Origin of the sequence: Lentilactobacillus kefiri, from assembly GCF_009739535.1 — a bacterium.
Lineage (GTDB): Bacteria > Bacillota > Bacilli > Lactobacillales > Lactobacillaceae > Lentilactobacillus > Lentilactobacillus kefiri.
The window spans coordinates 980,785-1,007,698 of the sequence record NZ_CP029971.1; the positions used below are offsets into that span (position 1 = coordinate 980,785).

Below are 26,914 nucleotides of genomic sequence, written 5' to 3' on the forward strand. Positions count from 1 at the left end.
GCTTAGATCCCCATTTCAATAACTCGTATTTTGTTAGTCTTTGCGAGACCTGTTAATGATTTAATTTTAGTTAGGGGCGCAAATAATCTATTTTTATTATGAGATGTATAGTAGACCATGTGTTTTGCAACCTTAGACACAGTGACAGTGTGATGCCAGCCATCCTTCTTGGAATGCAATTGAATTACATCCCCGACGCGCACATGTGCCATCACTCTCCGAAAGCTACTAGTCACGAAATGAGGCCGATGCTTTGTTCCAGCCCAATACTTATAGAATCCCTTAACTGTTGTCCAACTCGTAGAATAGTTCCAATGTTTCCTGAGGCCAAACAAAGTCGACTTAGCATGCCTACAATACCACTTGGAATGTTTGGTTGAAATCCGATTCCCTGACCCAAAATGCTTTCTTGCATGCTTATCTCTTGAGGTCATACCACCAGCAGCATGCAGTCGGTCTTGGGAAGCCCAATTAGTACAGTCACCACGTGCAAATGTCCCACTAAAGTTGGGATATTTTTTGTCATAGTGCTTATAATGCTTTCTCTCATACTGAACTTCTCTACGTTGGTTCTTATCCAACTTTTGCCCCTTTTTCCAAGTTGTCTTATACGGCTTGTGCTTCGTCCGATTACTTGGCTGAAATTGGCCAACAGGCTTAGCCGCTTGCTTGGAATAATGATCGAATTTCGAGTTCCTTTCCTGTTTACTCCCACTTTCAACTTGCGAATTAGTGGAATGGACACCCTTTGTCGATCCAGTGTTCTGGTTTGCTGTGTTACTCTGACCAGAACCACTACCTGTTATATACTGCTAGTCAAGTGCGTGTTTATTAAACTGATAAATTCGATTTTGCTGTTAACACCCTTACCATCATGGTAAGCAATGTTCACGTACATGTTGGCTCCTAACTGTAGGCCTTCTGTTTCAATTGAATAAGCTGACCAGTGACCGTTGTTAAGTGTTACTACTTTAGCGCTAGTTTGCCCCCAAAGGATCTTGGCAACTTTCGTTGGATCACCAGGGTCACCACTCGAAATATAAACGGCTTTACCATCAAAGACCTCAATATGATTGCTTTGCTAAGGAGTTGCCTAATACTTAACCGGATCTCGCAGCCAATACTTATATGTCACTGAATAAACCCACTTATGATGGCCAAGCTTGTAATAGTATGAATATTCCGGTATCTTGTGGCCATGTCGCATCACAATCTTTAAGTAGTTATACTTTGACTGCAGCAGCTTGTCGTGGTTGTTGTACCGATAAACTATTGTCCGAGACTTCAACAAATACCTATACTGAATGTGCTTATCCGAACTGAAGTATTCCTTTCGGTAGCCACCTTCATAATTTCCCCACCCAGTGGGACTATACTTCACAACCTTGTGTTTATATGGCTGACCAAGCATATCTGAATATGCTGGTTTCCATTCCATCTGTGCAGCAGATGCTTGATCAGTTCCTTCAAAGGCCAGAATGGTGATGATACCGAACACTCCAAAGAATAGTAGAGCAGTTGTTCTTTTCACTCATTTCTCTCCTTTCCGTCTAAACACTTAAGAATCAGGTGTCACCCCTACGTTGAATTGCTACAACTTCGGGATAATATGGTCGGCAATCTTAAAAACCGACACCTGCCGGATCTTAAACTGGGTGACCATATATGACTCATCACTTGAATCGTACCCATCCTTATACGGGATCGTAAACACAGGCTGATGAAATGCACGGCTTTGAACCTTGGTATACTTCGGGTCACATTTAATTGCAGTCACGGGATGACCATCGAGTAAAATCCGTACCCGAACGGACTCCTTTGACGAAAGAGATAGTAGCAATGTCATCAAGACAAATATCATAACCACTGCTGCCAACACCTTAATCGATTTGATTATTAACCGTAGAAACTTCATTTGTCAATCCTCCACCTTATATTTTTCGTTTTGAAACATGGATTACACGAAACTTGATGATCTTGTTACGACCTCTTCTGAAATGTCCTTTGTTACATTTTCTCAGCGGTTTATTGAACACGTTTGCCGTGTGACAAGAATAATATACTTCGTGCCTAGTCTTTTTTGTAATGATAGCGGTGTGAAACCATTTTTCCGACTTATCTTTAAATTGAATTATGTCCCCTAACCGAGCGTGGTGTATTACGTATGATTGCTTTCGCGTTGAAAAATGCTTCAAATGCTTATACTTCGTCCAGTATGTGTAGAAGCTGTTAACATTTACCCAACTTTTCGAAACTCCGGCCTTGATATAATGATTGTATCGATACTTCTTCCCTTTTTTGTTGCAGTACCACCTGTATGGATCGTGACAAGTTCCCTTTCCAGCCACCCAATAGTGTCTTAAACCTCTCTTTGTTTTTTTATATCCACGTGATGCCATGTATTGAGATCCAAAGTTTGTGCAATCATCACCCCATCTTGGATACTTCTTGTTGTAATGGTGGACATGCCGCTTGACGTAACTCAATCCGTGTTTAAGGCTGGGAGATTCTCTCTTACTAGTTAACTTATGGTGCATGCGCACTTTGTTATGTGCATGCAATGATACATACTTATTTGTTGGATTAATTCGCACAGACTTTGTGGCAACAGTATTATGGAGTTTTGAGGTGCTCCCCGTCTTCCCAATAGTAATCGAGCTTCTAGTAGGAGCTTTCTGTGAAACCGACCCGGATTCTTCTGACTTATTCATAGCCGATGAAGCTGGACCGTATCCACCATTGGTTTGTGTGTCAGGCTTAGAAGCCGCTTGGCCCTGTGGATTGTTAGCAACTGTTGCAGAACCATCACCACTATTAGCTGTAGCACCAGCTGTTGCTCCACCAGTAGAGATTCCACCACCATTGTTGTTGACTCCTCCCCCGCCGGTGTTCCCGCCAGGAATATAACCCCCTCCACCATTATTATTGTTATCGTTGTTATTATTATCATCGTTATTGCCACTGTTATTATTCTGATTTTGATCAGTCGTAACCGGAGTATACTGACTCAAGTCATGCGCTGACGCACCTGTGGTGCTGACCAACAACAATGACAGTAACGAAATACCAACTAAACTGAAAGCTCTAAACAAATACTTGTTCGGCTTCACCGTTATTATCCCCCCCTAGAATATGTTAAAGCAAGTTTCTGATGGTTGAAATAACCTCATAGATTGAGTTAACAATTGCCGTTCCCTGACCCACAGTATTAGAAAAAGCACCTGTGATATCATGGATTGCATGGCCTTTATTCGCAGAAATTTGCGATAGGTCAACTAAGGTTGCATCAGTCTCATTTATTGACTTTGCCCCCCTAAAGAACTATACCATTTAAGAATGCACTTAAAACATTCGACTTCCTTAATAATGGAAACTTGGATATAAATTAATAAGTATGAGGAGAATTCAGAATAATGAAATTCAAGAAATATCTTAATAACATTTTGAAAAAGATCTGCACCTATAAAGTAACTGCAGAGGATATCAGTTCTTGGACTTTTTATATTCTTCTTGTACTATTTTTTAGTATTGCGTTAAACACTAACCTGTCATTACTTGAATATTGGTTGGGTCTTTTATTCACATTTGGGCTAATCTGGCTGTTCCAACCCGGAACCCGAATTAATAAAAAAATTTTGAGCCTCTTTAATAGACATAACAATTATCCAGATAACTAATCCTTCATTTTTTTGCTTTCTAGGTATTGTGATACGTACATATATTTACTTAAAACGTTGTTGTAATTGATTAATCCGCAAAACGAGAACCACACAGAAAGTTATCCGCTATTTCAGTGTGATCTAAGAAATGCTACTTTGTGCATAACTTTTACGATATCTTACACCCAGTACTGGAACTCGAAGGATTTAATCGGACTGCTCTGACTCGATGACTGATTCAAAACCAAATGATATTCGATTGGACAGAACAAAGAAGTTAGAAAAAGCTCATTTATAGTCTTGTAAAAATCTGTCTTTGGAAATTTTTTTGGCAATGCTGTTTACATAATCTTTGGGAAGCCCTTTTGGTGTATGCCCTTTAGTCACAATATCGTAACCAACGTGAATTTGTAGGTTAGCTTTATTAGGGCGGACAAACCACCACACATTTTTTCTTATGTTTGTTTCATAATCACCAACTAATATATAACCAGTATGAAATTTCATGTAAACTATATGATTTGCCCCAATTTTCTTACCGTCATGGTTAAAAAGAGAAAAGGTGTCCTTTGTACCATGGTAGTAATTCCAAGCTGTACTGCTATTGCGCGGCTCCTGAGTCACCCAGTAGGTATTGACTAGTGCTCTTGGCATTCCAACTTTTGTATCGCTAGCATGTGCAACTCCAGAGATCATCACTAAGAGTACTGCTATAACAGAAAACGTACATAGAATCATTCTTGTAATTTGTTTAAACATCTTATAATCTCCTCCTAACTGAAATCATTCCATTAAACTTCATTTGAAGCAACCGATGAAGCAACCGATTGAGTGCCTTGTACTTCTCTAAAAATAGATTTAATTTCGTCAATTTTACATACTTTTTACTTTACCACCACATCCACCAAGGTCTCTTCTTCCTTATCTTAATAATTTTATACTTCTTAACAAAAGATTGGGTGCGCACAGACTTCCCTAAAAAACCGCGACGTCCTTTATGCCTATATGCCCAAATAACATCTTTATATTGTGAAACATACTTGTTTGCCCTGTGAAGTGATTCAGCATGCATATAATTATTGCCTCTCTTCAAATCTGGTGCAAGCATGCCAGCAATAAACGATGCCATACTTTTACTCATATGTCCTTTTGCTTCAAGCTTACTAGCCACGTAGTCACTGATTACAACCGATCCCGCTTTACTAATATATTTGGGAATGTTTACTACATAAGACCTTTTCTTACGAACTCTCCACTTTCCCTTGGGCTTTGGAGCAACACGCTTCTCTGCCCAATAATACTTTTTGTGATGAAAAATGCCATTTGCATGGGCAGCATACTTATTTAATAGCTTTGACTTTGCTTGTGTTTCACGCTGATTTACGTGCTCATACCGCTTTTGTGAATTGCTTACGGATCTTATCCGATCATTTTGACTTTCTTTTCTTGAGACTTTTTTGGGGCTTTGTTTTTTTGGCTTTGTGGATGCTGTTTGGGCAGATTTATCGGTACTCGTTTGTGCATTGCTGCTTGAATTGCCATTTTGCTCCGCACTTGAACTTGTATTAACTGTATTTCCAGTAGTAACTGTATTACTATTAGTTGTCTGACTTTGATTTTGGGAATTTGTTGCCACGGTTGCTGAACTGCTCCCATTATTAGTCGTAGCACCAGCCGTTGCGCCACCAGCAGAGATTCCACCACCATTGTTATTATTACTGCTTCCCCCTCCAGGAATTCCTCCCGGAATATAGCCGCCTCCACCATTATTATTGTTATCGTTGTTATTATTATCATCGTTATTGTCACTGTTGTTATTCTGGTTTTGATCAGTCGTAACCGGAGTATACTGACTCAAATCATGCGCCGACGCACCTGTGGTGCTGACCAACAACAATGACAGTAACGAAATGCCCACTAAACTAAAAGCTCTAAACAAATACTTGTTCGGCTTCACCGTTATTCTCCCCCTCTAAATCAATTTAAAGCAAGTTTCTGATGGTCGAAATGACTTCGCAGATTGAATTAACAATTGCCGTTCCCTGACCAACTACATTCGAGAAGGCACCGGTAATGTCATAAAGTGCTTGGCCCTGGTTAGCAGAAATTTGAGATTCCGTTAACTGTGGCTGCAGCTGAATGTTGGCGTTTTGAGCATCTTGGTTAGCTTGTGCTTCGGTCGGAGTAATTGTCGGTTGTGTCTGAGGACTTTGCGTATTAGTCTGTTCGGCAGCATTGTTGCTTGTTGCTGGACTAGTTGGCGCAGTCGTCGTAGTGGTAGTTGAATTATCACTAACTGGCTTCGGCTGCTTAGCCTTCTTGGTATTCTTAGCGACCTGTTTTCGAATTATTTGCTGCTTAACAGTTTTCTTGCCATGCTTATTCTTCTTGACCTTATAGCTGGTTGTAGTTTCTTTATATTCTGTTGATCGAGAAACACTCTTCTTCTCTTTGGGTGTTCGGGTTGATGTCCCCACATCACTCTTGAGACTTACGTCTTTCTTCACAGTTGGCACAGTCGAATTGTTATTAGATGTTTGTTTAACACTGACACCTACACTTCCGGTTGAGTAGGATATGCAATATGAAAGATAAGTAAATATGTTTTGACGGTAAACATTCTGACGTCAGATCCATATCCAACGGAATAGGCATACTTTTCAGGAATTATATAGACATTTTCATGAGTATACTTACTGGCTCGTTCATCATACTTGGGGTTGCATTTTACAGCTGCTGGAAATGAGGAACCAGTTATGGCCATCGTCGTCCTGACAGCATTCTTAGAAGGCACCGTTAACAACACAGCTAGGGTCTGTCTGGAAACTATTTAAGCCAAATCAAAATTGAAGCAATGTAAATGGTTTGTAGAAAAACATGCACTAGTTTATCATATCGCGTCGCAATCCGCCGGTAATTCTTCAATTGATTAAAGTAATTCTCGATCAAATGGCGTTCACAATAGACGTAATAATCACAATCCCACTTGTCTTGGGCATTACTTTTAGGTGGAATCGTATATTGACCGCCTTCAGCTTCAATATACTGGCGCAGTTCCTTAGTCCCATAAGCTTTATCGGCAATCAGATTAACGCCGGCTAAAGCTAATTGTCGCAGTAATGGTTCAGCTGCCCGACTATCATGAACTTGGCCGCCGGTAAGGATAAAACATAATGGATTTCCAAGGCCATCCACCACCGCATGAATTTTAGTGGTTCGACCACCACGGCTTAGACCGATGGCTTGATTCTCAACGTCACAGCGGGCGTTTTTTTAGCGCCCGTGGCCTTTTGATGAGCTCGAATGCTAGTTGAATCGAGGCTGATATTTTCCATATCCGGTTCATCGATCAAATCCTTAAAGATCCGTTCAAACAAGCCGGCATCAACCCAACTACGATAACGACTATAGCTGGTTTTCCATGAACCGTATCGTTCAGGAATATCACGCCAGGTGGCGCCACTTTTTAGCAACCAGAGAACCGCATTAAAAACTTGGCGATTAGGTATTTTAGGTGGGCGTCCGGTTTTATAGGGCGGAAAACGGTCCTCAATCCGGGCCCATTGCTCATCAGTAATTTCATAACGTTTCGGAATTGTCATCGGCGAAAACCTCAATTTGTTTTTTATCAAGATTATACACGATTATTTTGTTTCCAGACAGACCCTAATTAGCAGGGGGAAATAATTTTACGAAATGGCTCATATCACTTTTAGGAGTACTATTAATTTCAGTTACCTTCAGCTCAGCAGCAAATGCTAGCGAAACCCATGATGGTATTCCAGCACCAATTCAGGGTAAATACTGGTCGGCGACTGTCTCTCGAGGAACCAACACTACAAAAACACACATGTACTTTTATGCTACTAAAGATGGCTTTGTGATAAAGAATACTGTCAATGGGACTCTTAGATGCAAATGGATGCTATCATCCCATGTGTACGGAACATACCTACTCAATGGTGCAGATGATGACGATTTATCCACTGCTGTCTGGATCTTTATTACACCTAATAAAAATTGGAGTAAGATAAAGATTGGCTATACAAAAACCGACGACAATAGTGAACCCAAGCATCAACCGTACTACTACCAACGTTATACGGCGACTCGCGTTTCTAAAGTGACCGCAATTGTCCATTAACATGCGATACATATAATTCAGAGTGTTGGTATTAGTTAATTTGATACCGAATTTGATTAGAGAACAGATGTTTCATAAAATTAATTCAATTTCACTAAAAAATGTGACTGGGAATAATTTCCCAGCCACCTTTTTAGACGAAACTATTTAGTCTTTTTATTATCTTTTTGGTCCTTGGAATCGCCCTTTTCTTTGATAACAGCTTCTGAATAGAGCTTATCGACCAATTCTGGATTTGATTTACCGGGATTGAGTTCAACAATCTGTCCAGCAGCTGAGTAGACAATCCATTCAGCCAAGTTAACAATATGATCACCAATTCGTTCCAAGAGTTTAATCACCATGAAGTAACTTGAACTGGCAGTGACGGTTGCGGTATCTGATTGAACAGCATCGGTAATTTCATCCCGAATCAACAGATACTGTTCGTCCACTTTAACATCATTGTCGGACAACTTTTTAGCAGCATCGGCATCACTCTTAACGTATGCATCCAAAGCGCTCTCCAGCATATCCCGAACTTCTTCAGTCATCTTGGCAATGGCTTTTTCAACCTTGGGAATCCGCGGATTACCCTTCACTCTGATTGTTTCACGGGCGATACTAACCGCATGGTCACCAATTCGTTCCAAATCAGAACTGGCTTTCAAAATACTGATAATAACCCGGAAGTCGGTTGCTACCGGCTGCTGTAAAGCAATTAAGCTCAAAGCCTGCTTCTCCAACTTCATTTCATCAGTATTGGTTTCTTCATCAGCATCAATAACCTCTTGGGCACCTTTCTTATCATGCTCAATAAATGCAGTCGTTGACTTATAAATCTGTTCACTGATTGTTAAGCCCATTTCCACAAAGCGGCCATGCAGTTTTTTTAACTCGTCGTCAAATAATTCTCTCATTATATATAATCCTCCTAGCCGAATTTTCCGTTCAGGTAATCACTGGTCTTCTCATCATCAGGATGAATAAACATCTTCTCGGTTGGACTAAATTCAACCAAGTCCCCATTCAACAAGAACGCGGTCTTATCAGAGATCCGTGAAGCCTGTTGCATATTATGGGTCACGATGATGATTGTATATTCATGACGAATATTCATCAGAGTATCCTCAATCTTGGAACTGGAAATTGGATCCAAAGCACTGGTTGGCTCATCCAAGAGAACCACTTCTGGTTGAACAGCCAACACTCTGGCAACACAGATCCGCTGTTGTTGACCACCCGAAAATGAAAGGGCGTTATCATACAGATGATCTTTTACTTCATCCCAGATTGCGGCCTGCTTCAAGCTGGTCTCAACCCGTTCATCCAAGACGTGCTTATCTTTTTCACCTGCGAGTCGCAGGCCATATGCGACATTTTCATAAACGCTGAATGGAAATGGATTAGGCTGCTGAAACACCATGCCAACCCGCTTTCGAAGGTCAACAATATCGACGTTTGGCGCATAAATATCTTTGCCTTCCAACTTCATCGAGCCACTAATTTTGACTCCTTTGATTAAATCGTTCATTCTGTTGAGGCATCGCAAGTACGTTGACTTTCCACATCCGGATGGCCCAATCAGAGCAGTAATTTCATGTTCCTCAAAGTCCAAGCTGATTCCGTGGAGCGCTTCTTTTGAGCCGTAACTCAAATGGACATCTTTACTTGTAATTATCTTTGGCATTGTCCATTCCCCTTTATTATCCGAAGTTACCAGAGATGTAGTCTTCGGTTGCTTTAATTTGTGGTGTTGTAAAGATCTTTTCGGTGACGTCATATTCAAGCACATGACCCATGTGGAAGAATGCCGTGTAATCAGCGATCCGTGAAGCCTGCTGCATGTTGTGGGTCACGATAATAATTGAATAGTTTTCCCGGAGTTCCATTAGCGTGTCCTCAATCTTCGCAGCGGAAATTGGGTCAAGGGCACTGGCTGGTTCATCCAAAAGGAGAATATCGGGTTTCATGGCAACGCATCGGGCGATACATAATCGTTGAGCTTGACCACCTGATAGCGCCAAAGCACTCTTATCAAGATCATCTTTTACTTCATCCCAAAGTGCGGCGGCCTTTAAGCTTTCTTCAACCCGTTTGTTAAGCTCGTTCTTATCTTTAATGCCGTTTCGTTTCAGGGCAAACGTGATATTTTCCCGAATTGATTTGGCAAATGGGTTAGGTCGTTGAAACACCATGCTGATATGCTTTCGAACTTCGTAAACGTTAATATTTTTAGTGTTGATATCCATCCCACGATACATAATCTTGCCCTTAACGGTCGCAATCCGATCGTTCATTCGGTTAAGACACCGCAGATACGTTGACTTACCTGAACCGGAAGCGCCAATTAAGGCTGTGATTCGATGACGGGGAAACTCCAGACTGGCATCATGTATTGCATGGTTGTCGCCATAAAATACTTGGAGATTCTCAGTCTTCATCGCCAGTTCAAGGGGAATATCAATAATGTGAGTTTTATTGTAATCATATTCTTGCATATTAATCTCCTACCTACTTAGTGGCTGTCATTCGTTTGTATAACCAACGACCAAGCATTCTGGCCAACAGGTTAAACAAGAGAATTACAACAATTAACACAGCTGAAGCCCCACTTGAAATGGCAGCAGCATCAGGGGTAACCCCTTCAGTGTTAACTTTCCAGATATGAACGGCTAATGTTTCAGCTGGTCGCATAAAGTTCAAGAAGCTGGCACTGTCCATTGGGTTCCAATCGCCATAATTGACAGTTGGGGCACTTTGACCGGCAGTGTAAATCAAGGCAGCGGCTTCACCGAATACCCGTCCGGCACTCAGGATAATTCCAGTTAAGATACCGGGAAGAGCTGCCGGAAGAACGATTCCAGTGATCGTCTTCCATCGTGAAAGCCCAAGTGACAACCCGGCTTCACGTTGAAGTTCAGAGACATCTTGAAGTGATTCTTCAATACTTCTGGTTAACAATGGTAAGTTGAAAAATGTCAGAGCAATCGCACCGGCAAGAATTGAAAAGCCCATGTGAAAGTTCACAACGAACAACAGGAAACCGAACAAACCAACAACAACTGAAGGTAGTGAACTTAAAACTTCAACAGCTGTTCGAATAACACCGGTTATCCAATTTTCAGGAGCATATTCTGATAAATAAATACCTGAACCTAAGGCAATTGGAAACGAAATAATTAAGGTCAGTACCAACAGATACATTGAGTTAAATAACTGGTCCCGGATACCACCACCAGCAGCAAATGATTGCGCCGACGATGTTAAAAAGTGCCATGAAACATGAGGAATTCCTGTGATCAGAATGTATCCAAGCAAGAAGACCAGAATGGCCAGGACACATGCAACCAGGAAATAAATAACGCCGGTCGCAATGTTATTACTTGTTTTAGAATTCATTTTTTAAGTGCCCCCCGCTTTCCGATGATTCTAACCAGGACGTTAAATACTAATGACATTAATAGTAGAATCAGCGCAAGTGACCAAAGTGCATTGTTGGGTAATGTGCCCATTGTCGTATTACCAATACCGGTTGTTAACTGACTGGTCAATGTTGATGATGGGGTTAATAAGCCGTGTGGCATAAGGACCGCATTACCAATAACCATTTGTACGGCAAGTGCTTCACCAAAAGCCCGTGACATTCCGAAAATGATGGCAGTCAGGATACCTGGCGTTGCAGATCGCAGAACAACTTTGTAAATAGTCTGCCATCTGGTTGCTCCAAGTGCCAATGATGCTGAACGATAAAACATTGGAACAGCCTTGATACTATCAACTGATAAGGAAGTAATGGTTGGTAATACCATGACGAACAGGACCAAGGTTCCGGCAAGAATACCAAATCCAGTTCCACCAAATGAGTGACGGATTAATGGCACAATTACTGAAAGGCCAATAAAACCATAAACAACGGAAGGAATTCCAACCAGCAATTCAATAACCGGCTGTAAAATCTTCGTTCCTTTTTCCGGTGCAATTTCGGTCATGAACAGTGCAACTCCCAATGCAAACGGGGTCGCAACGACCGCAGCCAGAACCGTTACACTAAAGGAAGTCACAATCATTGGCAATGCCCCAATTTGAGGGTTGCCGTGTTTATCCAATAACGCTGGGTTCCAGTTGGTTCCTGACAAAAACTTCCATAGACTAACATGGTTAGTGGTAAAAGTTGCCAAGCCTCGTGTCGTAATGAAATATAGAATTGAAATAACCAGCAGACTCACAAATCCAATACAGAGATATGTGATTCCTTTACCAAACAGATCTTGATGAGTTGCTTTTGATGGATTCTGAAGATCATGTTTTATTTCATCCATGATTGACCTCCTAATTGTCATTAAGTCGAATTTTAAATGAGTACTTTAACTTGAGGAAGGCTGAGGGCATTTGGTTTGCCTTCAGCCTTCGTTGGGTCTTTGATGTTTTGTTTTTTGTTTGGTGGGTAGTCGATTTAAGGCTACCTAGCGGAAACGTGTTCCCTGGGGCAGTAACCTGCACCTAAGCCAACTTTCGGCGAAATCAAACTCGATTTCACCCAAAGTCATCTTAGGCTCCGGTTACTAACCGCCCCAACTCACACTCTGCTACTTTTGTGACACCGCATTACTTGCATTCTTAGTTACTTTCATATCATGAATACTGATGTAACCAAGCTTTTGTACCAAGCTGTCTTGAACCTTGCCTGAATCCATGTAGTTCAAGAACTTCTTTGTTGCTTTGTTTGGTTGACCCTTAGTGTACATATGTTCATATGACCAGATCTTCCACTTGTTGGTTGTTACATTGGCATCAGTTGGCTTTACATTGTTAACTGACAATGCTTTAAGCTTGCTGTTAACGTATGAGAAGGCTAAGTAACTGATAGTACCTGGTGTTGTTGAAACAATCTTTTGAACAGTACCGTTTGAATCTTGTTCTTGGGCCTTAACTGCTTTGGCACCTTCAAGAACGGCTGATTCAAATGTGGCACGAGTACCTGAACCTTGAGCACGGTTGACAACGGTAATCTTTTCATTCTTACCACCAACTTGCTTCCAGTTAGTATACTTACCAGTGAAGATACCCTTTAATTGAGCCATGCTTAAGTTGCTTACGCTGACATCTTTGTTAACAACTGGTGTCATACCAACAACTGCAACTTGGTGATCAACTAATTGTTTAGCTTTGATACCATCTTGTTGTTCAGCGAAGATATCTGAGTTACCAATTTGAACGGCGCCGGTTTGAACTTGACTTAATCCAGTACCTGAACCTCCACCTTGAACTGAAATGTTGACGCCTTTATTTGCTTTTTGATAATTGCTTGCTGCTTGTTCAACTAATGGTTGTAAAGCAGTTGAACCAACGGCTGTGATCTTGACATTCGAATCAGCTGAAGATTTCTTTGACTTTGAGCTGCTTGATGAACCACATCCCGCAAGTAAAACTCCAACAGCTGCTACTGCTACAATAGTTGAAAAAAAGGATCTTTTTTTCATAATTCGATTTCCTCCTAATGAAAACCCAAATTTTTTAGTACTCATTTAAGTACATTCTCAATATAACAACAGCATGTAAATATCGAGTTTCGTTTATGTAAAAGTAACGTAAAACCGACCAATTTTGTTAAAAAGTATGGCATAACTTAAGATGTAAACAATTTTGTTACTATGGAGGAAGACCGGATGCCATTGGAAATCTTATTGATCAGCCAAAATTTAAAGCTGGCGGATAAGCTTGAGAAGCTGCTTGCCGCCTTTCAAATTAACACCAGAGTTTCGTTTGAACCACTTGATCACCTGCTTCAACAGGTTTCCGGAGTCGTCTGGGACCTGACAACGACCAAACTACCGGAAAATGATTCCGAACTGCAAATCCTGCGCAGCCAGATTGCGGGACCAATTCTTCTATTAGATAAGAAGCAACGCTCAGTGGAAACGATTTGTTCCTACCTATTGGATTACCACTTGGATGATTACATCTCTGGGGAACCAATGAACGAGATTGTGGCCAGGATCGTTCAAAAGATTTGGGTCTATCAAAATAAAGATAATCTTCAACTCAATCAGCAAAGCCAAGAATCTGAGAATCTCGTCGTTGGGCATCTCAAGATCGACCTGAGTAAATTCCAAGTTAATAATGGGAATAAAAAGCTCAACTTAAGCCCAATCGAGTATAAATTACTACTATTCTTTGTTAGTAATTCCAACACCGTTCTCAGTCGGACCCAGATTGCTTCTGCGGTGTGGGGCAACACCACCGGCGCAACCTTGAGAATCATCGATACCCACATCAGTAATCTTAGAAAGAAAATTGAGCTCGAACCAAAAAATCCCCAGATGTTAACAACCATCAGGGGATTCGGGTACTTGTTCAAAAATAAAGGCACGCAAAAGTCTCAAGTAAATTAACAAAAACCACTTGGTCAAGTTTTGACTAAGTGGTTTTTTTATACATTTTTTCTTGATGTTTCAATTCACGGTGGCAAATATCGACAAAGTCCTGACCATACGCGGCCCGAATTTCATCCTCCCATTCACCGTCATTGCCCTGCTCATTGAGCATCGGTTCAATCCATTGGTTTGTGGGTAATAGCTTTAGCAGGGAGTGCTTAGTAAACTGGGAAAACAGCAGATTTTCACCAAAGAAATCAGCAAGCTTCTTTTGGAACGCCGGCACGTCAATCGGCATTAACAGATTGTTGGCATTATTGCGATCTCCCAACAGCAACTGACAGTCAAGAAAATCACTATCCAAATCAAACAGCTTATCTTTATGGGCCCTCGCAATATCGGGGATCATCCTGATAAACCAGATGAGTTTATGATGTTCCAAAGTAATTAGAAGATTAAGAACCGCGATATCCAGCGGGCTTAGTCGAAACTTTGCCTCTTGAACCGCAATCGGGTGCAAGCTGTCCGAAACGGCATTAAATAAATCACCAAAAGTCCCCGGTTCTTCCCAGAGGACTTCAATTTGATGGGCGTGTTGAAGCCACAGCCGATGAGTCGCCACCCGCAGTGTTATCCAATAAACTTGCTGGTGATCATCATATCCCTTAATTAACCAATATGAACTAGCAGTTGAACGGGCGTAATTGCTGGCAGCCACTTCCAACCCGTCTGGTAAGGCGGCGCGAACTGTTTCAATCAGCCATTCCCGGTAGGAAGGCTTATCTGTAAATTCATATGTTTGTTCTCGCGGACGAGGTTTGGCCAATTTTTCCGCCTCCCTTTTTTATAAATCGAAAAAACTCTACATATTGAGGTTACCATTTTTTATAAATAGGGACAAAAGTTTTAGGCAGTTTTCATGAAAATAAAAAGCCGGTTCCGGAAATTACCGGAACTGGCTGCTTCATTAATCAATCACCATATTCATAATCGTATTGCAAATCCATATTATGGAAGGGTTGACCACCCACTAAATATTGTTCGTAAATTGTTTTTTCACTGAGTTTGCCATCAGAATAATAGTTTTTAACAACAACTGGTTCCGATTGCTTTTGAATGATCAATTGATACATCGAACGGCCATTATGCGTGACCTGGTTATCCTGAAGGCCCTCCATATGATTAGCATAATAGAGCGTTAAGGTGTTCCCTGATTTTTCAGAGTCGAGAATCTGCTGGCTTGCAGTTGGTGGGACTCCCAATGGATTCCCCCAAATTGAAAATCCTTGAGTTGCACCTGTTATATTGCCATAATACTCGACGTAACCGTCCGTTGTGGTCCGCAGATATGGTAACTGAGCGCCCCACGTTGTTTGACTTTTCCCGATGTACAGACTGTTCGCCCAGTCAGGCAATGTCTTGCCATCCGTGTCACCGGTCGTTCTTGGGAAGAGAAAGTTGGGCGCACTAATCGGCGTCAGATAGCTTGGCGGAGTTGGATTTAAGTCTTTGTTAGAATACAGCAACTTAATATTTCTGACGTCAAATTGACTGGAATTTAAATGGATACCAAGGCTGGTTAAGAGATGATTGCTTATAGATCCAACCGACAATGTAATCCAAGTTTTTTGTTTATAAACATTGGTCGCGCCACGAAAAACGGTGCCGCTGGGCAATGTCACCTTGACCGGTTGATTATCTACTTCCATCGTAGTCGGCAGGTCCCGGTTCAGTTTGAAATACCCGATTCGGTAATGACCCGAATACTTTGGGCCATATCCTTTCACGAGATTACCGCGCCAAACATATCCATTCCAGGGTTTGTAAACATTAACCAATTTGTAGTAAACTGCTTTTTTACTACCATGCTTCATAATCACACTTTTAGTCCGGTACCACTGAGTGAGTGGATGATTTTTCATATTTAATATTTTCTTAGTATGGGAAGCATTCCACATGTATGCAGTACCCTTATTATAAAAAGGTGTTTTTGATGAATAATTCTTTGTTTTGGTAATCCGATAGCCGGATTTTGCTTGGACTTGCGTAACATTTGAGAGAGCAAACAGCCCACTCATTGCAACAACAACTACAAGACTCTTAGCTAAATACTTTTTCAATATAACACCCCCTGGGTAGCATTTTACTACATATTGAAAATTGATTCTTTCATTCATGATTAACTGTTCCACAAAAAAGCACCAAGGATGAAAAATCCTTGATGCTGCTCTATTACACGAGATTGTTTCACATGAAACATCACGCCTTAACCGCCTTAATGGCAAGAAATTCTTGAATTTGATCGCTTGGAATAGCTTTAATCACAGGCCCACCAATTTTATGGACGTAGATTAAGCTCAAATGACCATCACGATTCTTTTTATCATTTTTAATTTTATCAAATACCTTGTCAGAGTTCAGCAGGTCGGATGTTACCGGCAGGCCAACTGCTTCCAAGCGTTCGCGTAACTCCTGGGTAATACCGGGAACCGCCAAACCTTTGTCTTCAAAAATCTGCTGCATCGCAATCATCCCAATGCTGACGGCTTCACCATGACGCAAGCCGCCATCAGATAACGCCTCGACAGCGTGGCCGATTGTATGACCGTAATTCAGAAGTTTTCGAAGACCGCCTTCTTTTTCATCACCCATCACAATATCCGTCTTGTACTGAACTGAGTGGATGCTCAGTTCTTCAGCATTTGCCAAAATATCTTCTGGTGAGTTGATTGATTTAACCAAGTTCCACAGATCACCATCAGATAAGGCAGCAACCTTAACGATTTCACCATAACCTTCTACGAGATCACGCCTTTTCAAAGTTGTTAACGTGTCAGGATCAATAATGACCAAGTCAGGTTGATAGAATGAACCGACAATGTTTTTGATTGAATCCAAATCAACGGCTGTTTTACCGCCGACAGAACTATCAACCTGCGCCAACAATGAGGTCGGCATTTGGATGAGACTGATGCCACGCATATACGTTGAAGCCAGGAATCCGGCTAAATCACCAGTCACCCCGCCGCCCAAAGCAATGACACCATCATCGCGGTTGAAGCTGTCCGCTGCCATTTGTCGGGTCAGATCGGCTAATACTTCCAGGGATTTTGAATCTTCTCCGGCAGGAAATTGGTATTCATGAACGATGAAACCAACTGCCTCAAGTGCTTCTGCAACTTGATCCTGGTATATCGGGGCAACATTGCTGTCACTAATTAAGGCAATTTTTCGTTTATCCCAGACACTTGAAACCAACTGGCCTGTACAGCCTAAAATTCCTTTGGCAATTTCAACATTGTATGAATGATCTGGCAGCTCAACTTTGATTATTTTCATAATTTGACCTCACTTTTTTCTTGAATTGGGGTAGTAATAACGTTGCGAATCGCAAATGCTTGTTTAGCCATTGCACGGTACTCGTCTGGCTTGAGTGCTTGGGCGCCGTCCGAGAATGCATGGGCAGGATCGTCATGAATTTCAACAACCAGTCCGCTGGCACCGACTGCTGCTCCGGCTAATGCTTCGGGTGTAACAAATTCGGTATGACCGGCAGCGTGGCTTGGGTCAAGGATCACTGGGTAATGGGTTAATTTTTGAAGAACCGGCACCGCACCAACATCAAGCGTGTTTCGAGTGTATTTGTTATCAAATGTTCGAATGCCCCGCTCAGTAATGATGATATTATGGTTGCCGCCAGCAGCAATGTATTCTGCAGCATTTAAGATGTCATCAATCGTAGCAGACATTCCACGTTTTAGCATTACTGGAGTCTGAGTTTTTCCAACTGCCTTCAGCAATGAGAAGTTTTGCATGTTTCGAGCACCAATTTGGAAAATGTCGGTGTACTGTTCAACCATTGGGACGTGATCCTGATCCATAACTTCGGTCAAAACATCCATATCGTATGCATCAGCAGCTGCCCGAAGGAATTTCAAACCGTCCTCACCAAGGCCTTGGAATGAGTATGGCGAGGTCCGTGGCTTGAAAGCACCACCTCGAAGAACCGTAGCACCGCCACTTTTAGCAACTTCGGCCATTCTCATAACGTGATCAGCTGATTCAACAGAACATGGACCGGCCATCATCGTGAAGTTGTCGCCGCCAATTTGACTATGAGCTGTCGTAACGATGGTATCTTCTGGATGGAATAGTCGGCTTCCCTGAACTGCAGCAGGGACATTGTCGATAATGAGATCCGTCGCATTCTTTTCTTCAGCGTTTAAATCTTCTTCACTGATTCCCTGAATTGCCACGCGGTTGTTATGAACAAACACCTCGTTGGTTTCAGTGAAGCGGCTCTTAATCTCATCAATAATGTTTTCATGGCCATTCTTAATTACAATAATCATATATATTATCTCCATTTCCGTATTTGACGTATTTTGAATAAAATAAAACTCCCACAGTGTGCCTAACACTGCGGGAGTCGAAATTTTGTGTAAAAAAATGGGTCCCGCAGTATTTTGTAAAAATAACTGTGTGACCGAAGTAAGTAATCATGACGAAATACTATTGGCCGCACAAGATGTGAGTGAGTGCCCACATCCTGTCCGGTGTGAACACTAAGCGTACCAATAGAAATAAAATCGATTAATTTTTGAATTAATTTTTATCATGATTAGAATCTCCTAAGAAAGTTAAATTTTAATTGCATTGAGCATATAATGAATTTGAAAATGTGTCAACCCCAAAGTCTAAATTATTAATTTCCTTGACAAATTCTCATAATCGGCGTAATTTAAATGACAACTAAATACCGTCCTAAATAAACCATTGATGTGGAGATCAAGATTGTTGTGCACGTAAAGAGAGTCGCTATCGCTGAGAATGTGACCGAACGCAGGCAGTTAAATGGACCACTGAGGGTTCTTCCGAAAGTATTCGAGTACGAAGAAACGTGTTGGCATACGTCAGTTGCCGGAGGGATGTTAGTCCCTTGCTAAGCGTAATTGATAAAACAGATAATCATTGAGTATTGAACCATTTGTATAGAAAGATTATCTGTTTGGATCAATTGAACTAAGGTGGCACCGCGGAATGAATCCGTCCTTAACTCTATGGAGTTATGGGCGGATTTTTTAATATCTGGAGGAAATCACAATGAAAACGTCAAGAAAACGATGGCAAATCCAATCAACTACTTTCAGAAAATAAAGCAAACATTGGAGGAACCTAATGATGAGAATTGAAGAATTAAACAAATATGCCCAAGATTTTCCAGCTATACCAATTTCAATTAATTTTCAAATGACCAACTTTGATCCAATTGCCGTTACCCAAAACTTTGATCGGCCGGAGGAGCCATGCTTCCTACTAACCGGAAAACCCAAGAAAGCCGAAGACGGGCATTCCTTTATTGGATTAAACCCAACACTCACACTTGCTTATCGAAATGGTGAGCTCACAACAACGGACAATCGTGGTAATGTTTCACATGAAACAGTCGATTTAAAGCCTGTTCTGGAACGGATCCTTGCCAATAATAAAATGCCAAAGTTAAAGGGTATGCCGCCATTCTCAGGTGGCCTGGTTGGTTACTTCAGTTATGATTATGCCCGTTATGCAACAACTGCTAACTTGCCGAAAGTTGATGACCCCATGGCCTTAAATGACGTTGATTTATTATTGATTGATCAAGTCATCGCCTACAATCACACCACCAACGAAGTGACGCTCACTCAGGTCATTCCTACTAAGCAGCTGAACCAACAATATGATGCGGTAATTGCCGACTTAACCCGGTTAAAGGAACAAATTCTTCAAGTAACAGACCAACGACCGTTACCGGCATTTACGATGACCCCATTCAAATTGCAATTTTCTTTGGCTGAATTTACTGAAAAAGTGGCTGAGGCAAAGCACCACATTGTGGATGGCGATATTTTTCAAGTTCAGATTTCCAATCCTCAACATGCCAAAATGTCCGGGTCACTATTTGCCGCTGCACCGACTTTATTCAAGGAAAGTCCATCCCCATATCAGTTCTATTTCCGCCACAATGATTTTGAGACCATTGGTGCTTCACCTGAAACAATGACCACTAAACGTAATCAAACACTGTTCACATATCCATTGGCTGGAACCCGCAGACGAGGGAAAGACAAGGCAGAAGATGACGCGTTTGCCAAAGAATTACAGCACAATCCAAAAGAATTATCCGAACATAATATGCTGATCGATTTAGGAAGAAATGATTTGGGAAGTATCAGCAAATTTGGCTCGGTCCATGTAACTGCTTATCGCAATTTACTGAAATTCTCCAACGTGATGCATATGGGATCAGTCGTTGAAAGTACGGTCGATGACGGAATTTCATCGATTGATATTATCAACTCGCTATTACCAGCTGGAACCCTGTCAGGGGCGCCAAAAATTTCAGCAATGCAAATTATCGCCAAGCTCGAGAATAACAAACATGGCTTATATGGTGGCTGCTTAGGGTATCTTGGCTTTGATGGTGATCTCGATATGTGTATTGGTATCCGGTTGGCATATCGAAAAGGGAAGGATTTGGTTGTTCGAAGTGCTGCAGGAATTGTTGCGGACAGCATCCCCAAACATGAATATCAGGAATTTAATAATAAGGCCAGAGCAATTGTGACCGCATTACAGGAAACAGCAGAAAAGGGAGGCGTTGCAGATGCATTATCTTATTGATAACTATGACAGCTTCACATACAACCTATACCAATTGATTGGAACCCAAACTTCCGAGCAAATCACCGTGGTAAAAAATGATGCAATTGATGTTGAAACACTTATGAAAGAAAATCCTGAAAGCATCATTTTGTCACCCGGTCCTGGTCGTCCCGAAGATGCGGGTAATATGCCCGCCATCTTAAAAGCATTCTTGGGAAAAGTTCCAATTTTCGGTGTTTGTCTGGGAGAGCAGGCAATTGCTCAAGCATACGGCGCTAAAATCATCCACGCTCCTCATTTAATGCATGGCAAGCCGTCTACGATGGAACTCCAAGGAAACGATCCACTGTTCGCAAACTGCCCCCAACATTTCCAGGCTGCCAGGTATCATTCACTGGTCGTGGATCCGGAATCAGTTCCAGCAAATTTAGACGTAACAGCCATCACCGACGATAATGAGATTATGGCCATCAGCAATCCCACCGATTTGGTCTATGGGGTTCAATTCCACCCAGAATCAATCATGACGGATCCACAAGTTGGTCAGCAGATTATTCAGAACTTTTTAAACATTGTCAAAGCTAACAACAAAGCAACATCAGCGATTTAGACAAAAATGAGAGGCTGGGACAAAAGTGTATTCTTTTGCCTCAGCCTCTATTTTGTAATCTCATATTATTTTGCTAAAACGTGCGACGACGGCCAGCAACCCTTGCCTAGCCTACTTGGCAATCGGCTGATCCCGGCCATTTAAGAGCATAAATCAATCATTCCAAAACCAGGAATAATCGATTTATGCTCTTAAATTCTGGGATCAAAGCGCCTTTTGTCCCACTCTCTTTTTTTGACATTCTTTAATTATTGCGGAACTATGCCTGCTTCAACACTTGAGAACGGCTTAACATCTTGAAGATCACGCGAACCATGACAGCTCCGAAGAAGAAGACCGAGATGAACCGAACCGAGAACAGTGCCAAAATCATTGGCAGATGGTAGTGAACATAGCCCAGTCGGAACAGTTCATATCCAAATGAAACAACGGTTGTGGTAACGGCTGAGGTTGTCAAAACGGGCCAACTCCAGTTCTTGTATCGCCACAAAGCAAATCCAAGTTCACTTCCGATACCCTGCACAATTCCTGAAATGAGGGCTGCGGCACCAAATGTTCCACCAAAAATCACCTCAGCGGCAGCACCCAGAATTTCACCCACCAGAGCAGCTCCGGGGACTCGGACCAGGTAAATTGAAAGTGGTCCAGCCATGATCCAAAGGCCAAACAGGGCTTCGTTTGCAAATGGACCAATTGCCATTGACACAAAGTTGTACAGGTAATCGGTTCCGACAAAAATAGCTCCAAACACAATTGGAATAATTGCTAATAAAATAATATCCTGTAAACGAAATTTCTTTTTCATGATTGCTCTCCTTTTGTATGGCACCAATCAAAAATGAAGGCTGCCATAATCTTGGTATATTCCATTAATTGCTTCAAGCTCAAGCTTTCGTTGTCACTATGAGCCTGTTCCATCGTGCCGGGACCAAAATCCACGGCAGGAATGTGGTAATAGCCAAACCAGCCGCTATCGGAGACTGATGGTGACATCCCCACTATCGGCTTTGCTTTAACGATATCGGCATAACTCTTTTCGAGGGCTTTCATTCCCGGATAATCGGGATCCAACTCAAGCGAAGGGAATACCTCACCTTTATCAGCCAAAAGAGAATCGCCACCCCATTTGAAAGTCGGCAGATTGTCGCGCAACCAAGGATCAGCCTTAGCGGCAGCAATAACCTGTTTCTCAATTTCTTGAGTAATATCATCAACATTTTCATTGGGATAGAAATGAACCGTAATCCACAGTTTGGCTTCACTTGGGATATAAGCGGGGTGAAGCCCACCTTCGATGTAAGCCGGATTAATGGTATCAATCCCTGGTGCAAATCCGGGATAACGCTTGGTAATTCCCCAGTACCGCTCCAACTTTTCCAACGCCTGAATAACCACCATCATTTTCTCAATCATATTGGCAGCTTTAAGGCCACCGCCAGTGGTAATCATCGCAGCTCGATTACCGTCATGGTAAATATGGGGACTTTTCAGCGTAATCCAGCCGGTAATCACACCGCCCTGGCCTTGAAAGTTCATGTTGCTGGTATCGCCAACGACTGCAAAATCCGCCTTTTCACCATTCTTCAGTAAGGTCTTGGTGCCCGCTTCTCCGGCTTCTTCACCAACGACAGATTGAAACTTTAGGTTGCCGGGAAGTTCAATGCCAAGCTTGTGAAGCAGGGTAAAAATGTACATAAAACTGGCGACCCCACCTTTCATATCGCTGACACCCCGGCCAAATAACAAGTCACCTTTTTGAGTGACTTTGAACGGATCGGTATCCCAGCTGTCCCGGTCAACAGTCGCGACATCAACGTGCCCGTTTAACAGCAAACTATGAAAGGATTCGGCATCTGTGCCTACCTTTTCAGCGGATAATAATTCATCCCCCTTATAAAAGGGCACCCGCTTGGTTTCAAAACCAACTTTGGTCAACTCAGCATCGATAAATTGCTGAATCGCAGCGGTATTACGGGCTGGTGGCGACATTGTTTCAAATGAAACCAGCCGATCCAACAGTGCCAACAACTCATTTTGATGATCATCAACTGCTTGAAGCAAATCTGCTTTACTTGCCAATCTTAATTCCTCCACTCTGTCTTTCTTAACGATAAAAATTTGAAATAAAAAAATCCCCCTTTCTTCAAAAGCCTCGAAGAAAGAGGGAACAGAGTAAAAGTTTAATCGACTTTATATCTATTAGCTCACACAAAAAAGAATTTCGTTCTTCCTTCGACAGTCCTAACTGCATCAGGTTCAATGGGTTTTTCTCAGCCGTTTAGGGCACCCCAGACTACTTATTCAATTCGCCAATAATTCATTGACTGGTTTTATGATATAACGAAACGCCAAAAAGTCAAAGCAAAAATGTGAAGCGCCAACTGAAAAGACGATCCGAAATATCGAATCGCCTTTATAATCTTCCCGTTGTGTTATTCATTTGACCTAAATGAAAACTTTATCCCATAAGATTTAAATGGTTTTATTGTGGCGAACCGGTCTATCCATTGGACGGATCGGCTACCACTTGAGTATGTGCCTGAGCCCACCCACAAGCATTACCCAAAGGACCGTTTGTGAGTTAATTGTGTCGTTAAAAATTCTATCCTTAAAAAGATGATCGGATTAAAAGCTAGCCTCCTTTCACACCTGATATTGCAAGAATACCCATGGAACCTTAATTCAGGCTTAAGAGACAAAGCAATCCGGTGGATACAGGGGGGTTACTTCGACCTAGCCGAAACGTGCGCCGACAACCCTGACCGCTACACATAAACGAAAAATGGCTGGTTATTTGGTTTTATGTCGCTCGCATTTTACTTAGCCGAAACGAGTTCCGACCGCCGGCTGTATGCGGCCCTGACCCCTACTGCATAAGAGAAGCCGGATTAACCACTTCTACCTAGCCGAAACGTGCGCCGACAACCCTGACCGCTACACATAAGCAAAAAATGGCTATCAATGAACAAAGAACGTTCATTAATAGCCATTTTCTGCTTATGCACCGCGGCCACCCGGGTCTCGTTGCACTCTCTCTAATCCACCTTAAAATTCGACTTAAATATAAAACCACAATTTGGGCACCTGTTCATCCCATAACTGATCGACATTGGTCGGTGGCACTTTGGGCAGTTTCCCTGCATTGGTCTTCTAATTTTCGTTGGTTTTGGTGCTTTTTGATCATCCTTATTGCTCATTACACTATCCCCTTATGCCATTTACTGGCTGATAATCTTTAAAAATTTCGCCGGCATTGCATCCACCAGCCAAACACCACTTTCGGTTGGGTAAAATAAGATCCCGGCATCGGCCGCTTTTTGAGCCGCCACTTCAAATATCACCGGATTTGGGTCCCGTCTTTTGCCAACCTGGACCGCCATTTTTTGGTTCGCTGACAAATGAACAAAATCCCGGTCCATCTTTTTCAGCCCTTCATCCACAATGAATTTAGCTGCCGCGTGAGTCGTTCCATGATACAGCTTCTCTGGTGGTTCGGTTGGCGGGGTTAACGGCTGTACGGGGACGCTATGCCCATATAATGCCAGAATAGTGTTGCCTTCGATGGCATACCGCTGTTTATCACTTTCCCGCATAATTTTGCGGATAATTTTTTCACTGATTGGTGTGCCAAAATGTTGATTGAACTTTGTAATTAACGTTTGTAAATCCACCCGACCATATCGATCCAGTTTAATACCGATTTTATCCGGATGATGACGCAACACAAACGACAATCGTTTACTTAACCGTGTTAATTGATGATCCATTTGAAGAACTCCAATCATTGAGAAGTTAAATCTATTATAATCCCAATTACCGCTGGACAACAAAAAAGCGCCAGACAGTAAGCCTGAACGCTGCAGCATATTTATATTTAGAGGGGGAACTTATATCTTGGAGGAGATGTAAGTTAAATCAAGCACCATACTTTGGAGGAGTAATTTGCTTGGTAATCAACTTCTCTTAAAAATTGATTGTCTTTATATTAGGTTCACCAGCTTAAACCAGCCTTAAATAAGTATGACGAAACTGTGAAGTCAGAAAAATTTGTCGTTAAACGTGTTGTTGATCAGATTTTCTTATATAATTGGAGATAGAAATTTTTCTGAAAGGATTCAATATGAAAACCATTTACTTTGTGCGCCATGGTCAAACGCTACTCAACCGCTTCCGCAGAATGCAAGGCTGGGTGGATTCGCCATTAACTGAAAAGGGTGAAGCTCAGGCCAAAGCGGCAGGAGAAAAACTGGATAATGTTCATTTTGATTTAGCTGTCAGTTCAGATATGATGCGGGCCATTCACACGTTGGACATCATTTTGGCAAATAATCATCAATCACAAAATGTTACCAGAGAAATCCATAAAGACATTCGGGAAATTTATTTTGGTTCATTTGAAGGTGTCGATAGTACTCTGACCTGGAACATCATTGGAGCACCCCATGGAAACCGCAGTCAGGAAGTCTTAATCAAACAGTATGGCTTGATTAAAATGCGTGATTTCATGCACGACGCTGATCCGTTTCACGAAGCTGAGACTGCCGCCCAACTTGAAGAACGGATCAAACGGTCTGTTAAACACATCCAAGACGAATTGGAAGATGGGCAGAATGCCATCGTTGTTTCACATGGAACTTTCTTGAGAAACGTTGCTTCGATGTACACCGATAAGGTACCGTACGTTGAACAACCAACTAATGGCAGTATTATGGCCCTTGATGTGACTAATACGCCAACCCTGATTTCATATAATAAATAATAAAAATCTCACCAGCAGACGTCATCATGAGCTGTCTGTCAGTGAGATTTTTTAATTATTCGATTTTAATAACCCAAACTGTTTACATTGGTTCGTTTAGTCTTGTTGGTTTCCCAGAAGAAAGTCTTGGCAACTCCGGTGATCTTCTTTTTAGGAACGAATCCCCAATAACGGCCGTCATTAGAAACGCTTCGGTGATCTCCCAAAACGAAATATTCACCCTTGGGAACCCGGGTTGCATTGGTATTCTTATTCCAGCTCTTGGATAATGATTTCAAATTCCAATTACCGGTACCCGTTGTTCGTTCGCTCATACTAATGAACTTCTGTGGAACAACTTTTCCGTTAACGTAAATATTCCCGTTCTTGCTGGAAACTGTATCGCCGGGAAGACCGATAACCCGCTTAACGTAGTCTGTCTTAGGCTTTGTGGCGGTTGGATCTTCGCCATGAGCATCAAAAACAATGACACTCAAGTGCTTAACCTTGGCATGACGCCAAACAATCAAACGCTCCTTATTGATCAAGTTGGGCTCCATTGAAGGACCGTCAACCCGAGCAAAGGTGAAAACAAATTGTCGAATCAATAAGGCGACAAGTAAACCTACAATAATAGGAATTACCCAACTCATTATGTCTTTAAATAATTTCATCAAAAAAGCTCCTTTGTGAACTACACAATTAGGAATGCATACTATCCATAATGGTTAGCTTACGCAATCGATATTAATTCTATCACATTTG

At 41.9% G+C, this 26,914-nt stretch carries 27 protein-coding genes and 1 riboswitch; of the genes, 5 read left to right on the forward strand and 22 right to left on the reverse strand.

Translation table 11 applies throughout. The features are described from left to right. Positions 1 to 2: 2 nt before the first annotated feature. The 8 genes from DNL43_RS12370 to DNL43_RS04800 all read right to left on the reverse strand — a co-directional run bounded on the left by DNL43_RS12370 (position 3) and on the right by DNL43_RS04800 (position 7,261). On the reverse strand, positions 3 to 581 hold the full coding sequence (locus DNL43_RS12370; RefSeq protein WP_054769727.1) for an amidase domain-containing protein: 579 nt from the start codon (positions 579 to 581) through the stop codon (positions 3 to 5). A 512-nt stretch (positions 582 to 1,093) separates the two neighbouring features. Beyond that, on the reverse strand, positions 1,094 to 1,531 hold the full coding sequence (locus tag DNL43_RS04770) for a hypothetical protein (RefSeq protein ID WP_225364701.1): 438 nt from the start codon (positions 1,529 to 1,531) through the stop codon (positions 1,094 to 1,096). Positions 1,532 to 1,591: 60 nt separating this feature from the next. Continuing rightward, on the reverse strand, positions 1,592 to 1,915 hold the full coding sequence (locus DNL43_RS04775; protein ID WP_054769728.1) for a hypothetical protein: 324 nt from the start codon (positions 1,913 to 1,915) through the stop codon (positions 1,592 to 1,594). 16 nt (positions 1,916 to 1,931) lie between these two features. Beyond that, the gene (locus tag DNL43_RS04780; RefSeq protein WP_056981944.1) at positions 1,932 to 3,110 is read right to left on the reverse strand and encodes an amidase domain-containing protein; all 1,179 of its coding nucleotides are present in this window, start codon (positions 3,108 to 3,110) and stop codon (positions 1,932 to 1,934) included. A gap of 837 nt (positions 3,111 to 3,947) precedes the next feature. Then, positions 3,948 to 4,418 carry a hypothetical protein gene (locus DNL43_RS04785; RefSeq protein ID WP_056981946.1) on the reverse strand — a complete coding sequence of 157 codons (471 nt, stop codon included), beginning with the start codon at positions 4,416 to 4,418 and terminating at the stop codon, positions 3,948 to 3,950. A 130-nt stretch (positions 4,419 to 4,548) separates the two neighbouring features. Continuing rightward, the gene (locus DNL43_RS04790) at positions 4,549 to 5,616 is read right to left on the reverse strand and encodes a hypothetical protein (RefSeq protein ID WP_095345027.1); all 1,068 of its coding nucleotides are present in this window, start codon (positions 5,614 to 5,616) and stop codon (positions 4,549 to 4,551) included. Positions 5,617 to 5,641: 25 nt separating this feature from the next. Further along, a complete protein-coding gene (locus tag DNL43_RS04795) occupies positions 5,642 to 6,166 on the reverse strand; it encodes a hypothetical protein (protein ID WP_225366620.1) in 525 nt (174 codons plus the stop codon). Between the two features lie 319 nt (positions 6,167 to 6,485). Further along, positions 6,486 to 7,261, reverse strand: a protein-coding gene (locus DNL43_RS04800) for an IS5 family transposase (protein WP_094753971.1) whose coding sequence is annotated in 2 segments (ribosomal slippage) — positions 6,486 to 6,934 and positions 6,934 to 7,261 — 777 coding nt in all. Because the reading frame shifts where the segments join, the coding sequence is not laid out codon by codon here. 335 nt (positions 7,262 to 7,596) lie between these two features. Between DNL43_RS04800 and DNL43_RS04805 the strand changes: the two genes are divergently transcribed. Next, positions 7,597 to 7,803, forward strand: coding sequence for a hypothetical protein (locus DNL43_RS04805; RefSeq protein WP_057961378.1), 207 nt, complete (start codon positions 7,597 to 7,599; stop codon positions 7,801 to 7,803). Between the two features lie 143 nt (positions 7,804 to 7,946). On the opposite strand, the gene phoU is transcribed toward DNL43_RS04805, so the two are convergent. The 6 genes from phoU to DNL43_RS04835 all read right to left on the reverse strand — a co-directional run bounded on the left by phoU (position 7,947) and on the right by DNL43_RS04835 (position 13,265). Further along, entirely contained in the window at positions 7,947 to 8,702 is a 756-nt protein-coding gene (gene phoU, locus DNL43_RS04810; RefSeq protein WP_056981431.1) for a phosphate signaling complex protein PhoU, read from the reverse strand. 14 nt (positions 8,703 to 8,716) lie between these two features. Further along, positions 8,717 to 9,472, reverse strand: coding sequence for a phosphate ABC transporter ATP-binding protein PstB (pstB, locus tag DNL43_RS04815; RefSeq protein ID WP_056981429.1), 756 nt, complete (start codon positions 9,470 to 9,472; stop codon positions 8,717 to 8,719). Positions 9,473 to 9,488: 16 nt separating this feature from the next. Further along, the gene (gene pstB / locus DNL43_RS04820) at positions 9,489 to 10,283 is read right to left on the reverse strand and encodes a phosphate ABC transporter ATP-binding protein PstB (RefSeq protein WP_109249145.1); all 795 of its coding nucleotides are present in this window, start codon (positions 10,281 to 10,283) and stop codon (positions 9,489 to 9,491) included. Between the two features lie 13 nt (positions 10,284 to 10,296). Continuing rightward, positions 10,297 to 11,184, reverse strand: coding sequence for a phosphate ABC transporter permease PstA (gene pstA, locus DNL43_RS04825; protein WP_054768901.1), 888 nt, complete (start codon positions 11,182 to 11,184; stop codon positions 10,297 to 10,299). Further along, a complete protein-coding gene (gene pstC / locus DNL43_RS04830; protein ID WP_054768902.1) occupies positions 11,181 to 12,104 on the reverse strand; it encodes a phosphate ABC transporter permease subunit PstC in 924 nt (307 codons plus the stop codon). The genes pstA and pstC overlap by 4 nt, the downstream gene beginning before the upstream one ends. Positions 12,105 to 12,371: 267 nt before the next feature. Further along, the gene (locus DNL43_RS04835) at positions 12,372 to 13,265 is read right to left on the reverse strand and encodes a phosphate ABC transporter substrate-binding protein PstS family protein (protein ID WP_056981427.1); all 894 of its coding nucleotides are present in this window, start codon (positions 13,263 to 13,265) and stop codon (positions 12,372 to 12,374) included. 186 nt (positions 13,266 to 13,451) lie between these two features. Here DNL43_RS04835 and DNL43_RS04840 point away from each other — a divergent pair, with 186 nt between their 5' ends. After that, on the forward strand, positions 13,452 to 14,177 hold the full coding sequence (locus DNL43_RS04840; protein ID WP_225364659.1) for a response regulator transcription factor: 726 nt from the start codon (positions 13,452 to 13,454) through the stop codon (positions 14,175 to 14,177). A gap of 25 nt (positions 14,178 to 14,202) precedes the next feature. Here the strand turns inward: DNL43_RS04840 and DNL43_RS04845 are convergent, their stop codons facing one another. The 4 genes from DNL43_RS04845 to aroF all read right to left on the reverse strand — a co-directional run bounded on the left by DNL43_RS04845 (position 14,203) and on the right by aroF (position 18,511). Further along, on the reverse strand, positions 14,203 to 14,985 hold the full coding sequence (locus DNL43_RS04845) for a hypothetical protein (RefSeq protein WP_056981424.1): 783 nt from the start codon (positions 14,983 to 14,985) through the stop codon (positions 14,203 to 14,205). A gap of 145 nt (positions 14,986 to 15,130) precedes the next feature. After that, the gene (locus DNL43_RS04850) at positions 15,131 to 16,279 is read right to left on the reverse strand and encodes a hypothetical protein (protein WP_056981422.1); all 1,149 of its coding nucleotides are present in this window, start codon (positions 16,277 to 16,279) and stop codon (positions 15,131 to 15,133) included. A gap of 139 nt (positions 16,280 to 16,418) precedes the next feature. Further along, positions 16,419 to 17,498 carry a 3-dehydroquinate synthase gene (aroB, locus tag DNL43_RS04855; protein ID WP_056981420.1) on the reverse strand — a complete coding sequence of 360 codons (1,080 nt, stop codon included), beginning with the start codon at positions 17,496 to 17,498 and terminating at the stop codon, positions 16,419 to 16,421. Then, positions 17,495 to 18,511, reverse strand: coding sequence for a 3-deoxy-7-phosphoheptulonate synthase (gene aroF, locus DNL43_RS04860; RefSeq protein WP_056981418.1), 1,017 nt, complete (start codon positions 18,509 to 18,511; stop codon positions 17,495 to 17,497). The genes aroB and aroF overlap by 4 nt, the downstream gene beginning before the upstream one ends. Positions 18,512 to 19,340: 829 nt before the next feature. Here aroF and DNL43_RS04865 point away from each other — a divergent pair. Together DNL43_RS04865 and DNL43_RS04870 are read left to right on the forward strand one after the other, a co-directional pair. Next, positions 19,341 to 20,819, forward strand: coding sequence for an anthranilate synthase component I family protein (locus tag DNL43_RS04865; protein ID WP_056981416.1), 1,479 nt, complete (start codon positions 19,341 to 19,343; stop codon positions 20,817 to 20,819). Beyond that, positions 20,803 to 21,411: an anthranilate synthase component II gene (locus DNL43_RS04870; RefSeq protein WP_056981414.1), complete on the forward strand. Its 609-nt coding sequence runs from the start codon at positions 20,803 to 20,805 to the stop codon at positions 21,409 to 21,411. Before DNL43_RS04865 ends, DNL43_RS04870 begins: the two co-directional genes overlap by 17 nt. Positions 21,412 to 21,670: 259 nt before the next feature. On the opposite strand, the gene DNL43_RS04875 is transcribed toward DNL43_RS04870, so the two are convergent. The 3 genes from DNL43_RS04875 to DNL43_RS04885 all read right to left on the reverse strand — a co-directional run bounded on the left by DNL43_RS04875 (position 21,671) and on the right by DNL43_RS04885 (position 25,178). Then, the gene (locus DNL43_RS04875; RefSeq protein WP_054768905.1) at positions 21,671 to 22,216 is read right to left on the reverse strand and encodes an ECF transporter S component; all 546 of its coding nucleotides are present in this window, start codon (positions 22,214 to 22,216) and stop codon (positions 21,671 to 21,673) included. Further along, entirely contained in the window at positions 22,213 to 23,490 is a 1,278-nt protein-coding gene (locus DNL43_RS04880; RefSeq protein WP_095344842.1) for an acetylornithine deacetylase, read from the reverse strand. Before DNL43_RS04880 ends, DNL43_RS04875 begins: the two co-directional genes overlap by 4 nt. Before the next feature lie 131 nt (positions 23,491 to 23,621). Further along, positions 23,622 to 23,712: riboswitch (TPP riboswitch) on the reverse strand. Positions 23,713 to 24,629: 917 nt separating this feature from the next. Further along, a complete protein-coding gene (locus tag DNL43_RS04885; RefSeq protein WP_054768935.1) occupies positions 24,630 to 25,178 on the reverse strand; it encodes an RNA 2'-phosphotransferase in 549 nt (182 codons plus the stop codon). Between the two features lie 353 nt (positions 25,179 to 25,531). Between DNL43_RS04885 and DNL43_RS04890 the strand changes: the two genes are divergently transcribed. Further along, the gene (locus tag DNL43_RS04890) at positions 25,532 to 26,170 is read left to right on the forward strand and encodes a histidine phosphatase family protein (RefSeq protein WP_082619702.1); all 639 of its coding nucleotides are present in this window, start codon (positions 25,532 to 25,534) and stop codon (positions 26,168 to 26,170) included. A 65-nt stretch (positions 26,171 to 26,235) separates the two neighbouring features. Here DNL43_RS04890 and lepB read toward each other — a convergent pair whose 3' ends face one another. Continuing rightward, a complete protein-coding gene (gene lepB, locus DNL43_RS04895) occupies positions 26,236 to 26,823 on the reverse strand; it encodes a signal peptidase I (RefSeq protein ID WP_054768906.1) in 588 nt (195 codons plus the stop codon). Between the last annotated feature and the right edge of the window lie 91 nt (positions 26,824 to 26,914).

What these genes read in the sequence shown, in the direction of transcription:
- DNL43_RS04775 (WP_054769728.1), bottom strand. Translation starts at nt 1,915, where the DNA reads ATGAAGTTTCTACGGTTAATAATCAAATCGATTAAGGTGTTGGCAGCA.
- DNL43_RS04785 (WP_056981946.1), bottom strand. Translation starts at nt 4,418, where the DNA reads ATGTTTAAACAAATTACAAGAATGATTCTATGTACGTTTTCTGTTATA.
- phoU (WP_056981431.1), bottom strand. Translation starts at nt 8,702, where the DNA reads ATGAGAGAATTATTTGACGACGAGTTAAAAAAACTGCATGGCCGCTTT.
- pstB (WP_056981429.1), bottom strand. Translation starts at nt 9,472, where the DNA reads ATGCCAAAGATAATTACAAGTAAAGATGTCCATTTGAGTTACGGCTCA.
- pstB (WP_109249145.1), bottom strand. Translation starts at nt 10,283, where the DNA reads ATGCAAGAATATGATTACAATAAAACTCACATTATTGATATTCCCCTT.
- pstA (WP_054768901.1), bottom strand. Translation starts at nt 11,184, where the DNA reads ATGAATTCTAAAACAAGTAATAACATTGCGACCGGCGTTATTTATTTC.
- pstC (WP_054768902.1), bottom strand. Translation starts at nt 12,104, where the DNA reads ATGGATGAAATAAAACATGATCTTCAGAATCCATCAAAAGCAACTCAT.
- DNL43_RS04835 (WP_056981427.1), bottom strand. Translation starts at nt 13,265, where the DNA reads ATGAAAAAAAGATCCTTTTTTTCAACTATTGTAGCAGTAGCAGCTGTT.
- DNL43_RS04840 (WP_225364659.1), top strand. Translation starts at nt 13,452, where the DNA reads ATGCCATTGGAAATCTTATTGATCAGCCAAAATTTAAAGCTGGCGGAT.
- aroB (WP_056981420.1), bottom strand. Translation starts at nt 17,498, where the DNA reads ATGAAAATAATCAAAGTTGAGCTGCCAGATCATTCATACAATGTTGAA.
- aroF (WP_056981418.1), bottom strand. Translation starts at nt 18,511, where the DNA reads ATGATTATTGTAATTAAGAATGGCCATGAAAACATTATTGATGAGATT.
- DNL43_RS04865 (WP_056981416.1), top strand. Translation starts at nt 19,341, where the DNA reads ATGAGAATTGAAGAATTAAACAAATATGCCCAAGATTTTCCAGCTATA.
- DNL43_RS04870 (WP_056981414.1), top strand. Translation starts at nt 20,803, where the DNA reads ATGCATTATCTTATTGATAACTATGACAGCTTCACATACAACCTATAC.
- DNL43_RS04875 (WP_054768905.1), bottom strand. Translation starts at nt 22,216, where the DNA reads ATGAAAAAGAAATTTCGTTTACAGGATATTATTTTATTAGCAATTATT.
- DNL43_RS04885 (WP_054768935.1), bottom strand. Translation starts at nt 25,178, where the DNA reads ATGGATCATCAATTAACACGGTTAAGTAAACGATTGTCGTTTGTGTTG.
- DNL43_RS04890 (WP_082619702.1), top strand. Translation starts at nt 25,532, where the DNA reads ATGAAAACCATTTACTTTGTGCGCCATGGTCAAACGCTACTCAACCGC.
- lepB (WP_054768906.1), bottom strand. Translation starts at nt 26,823, where the DNA reads ATGAAATTATTTAAAGACATAATGAGTTGGGTAATTCCTATTATTGTA.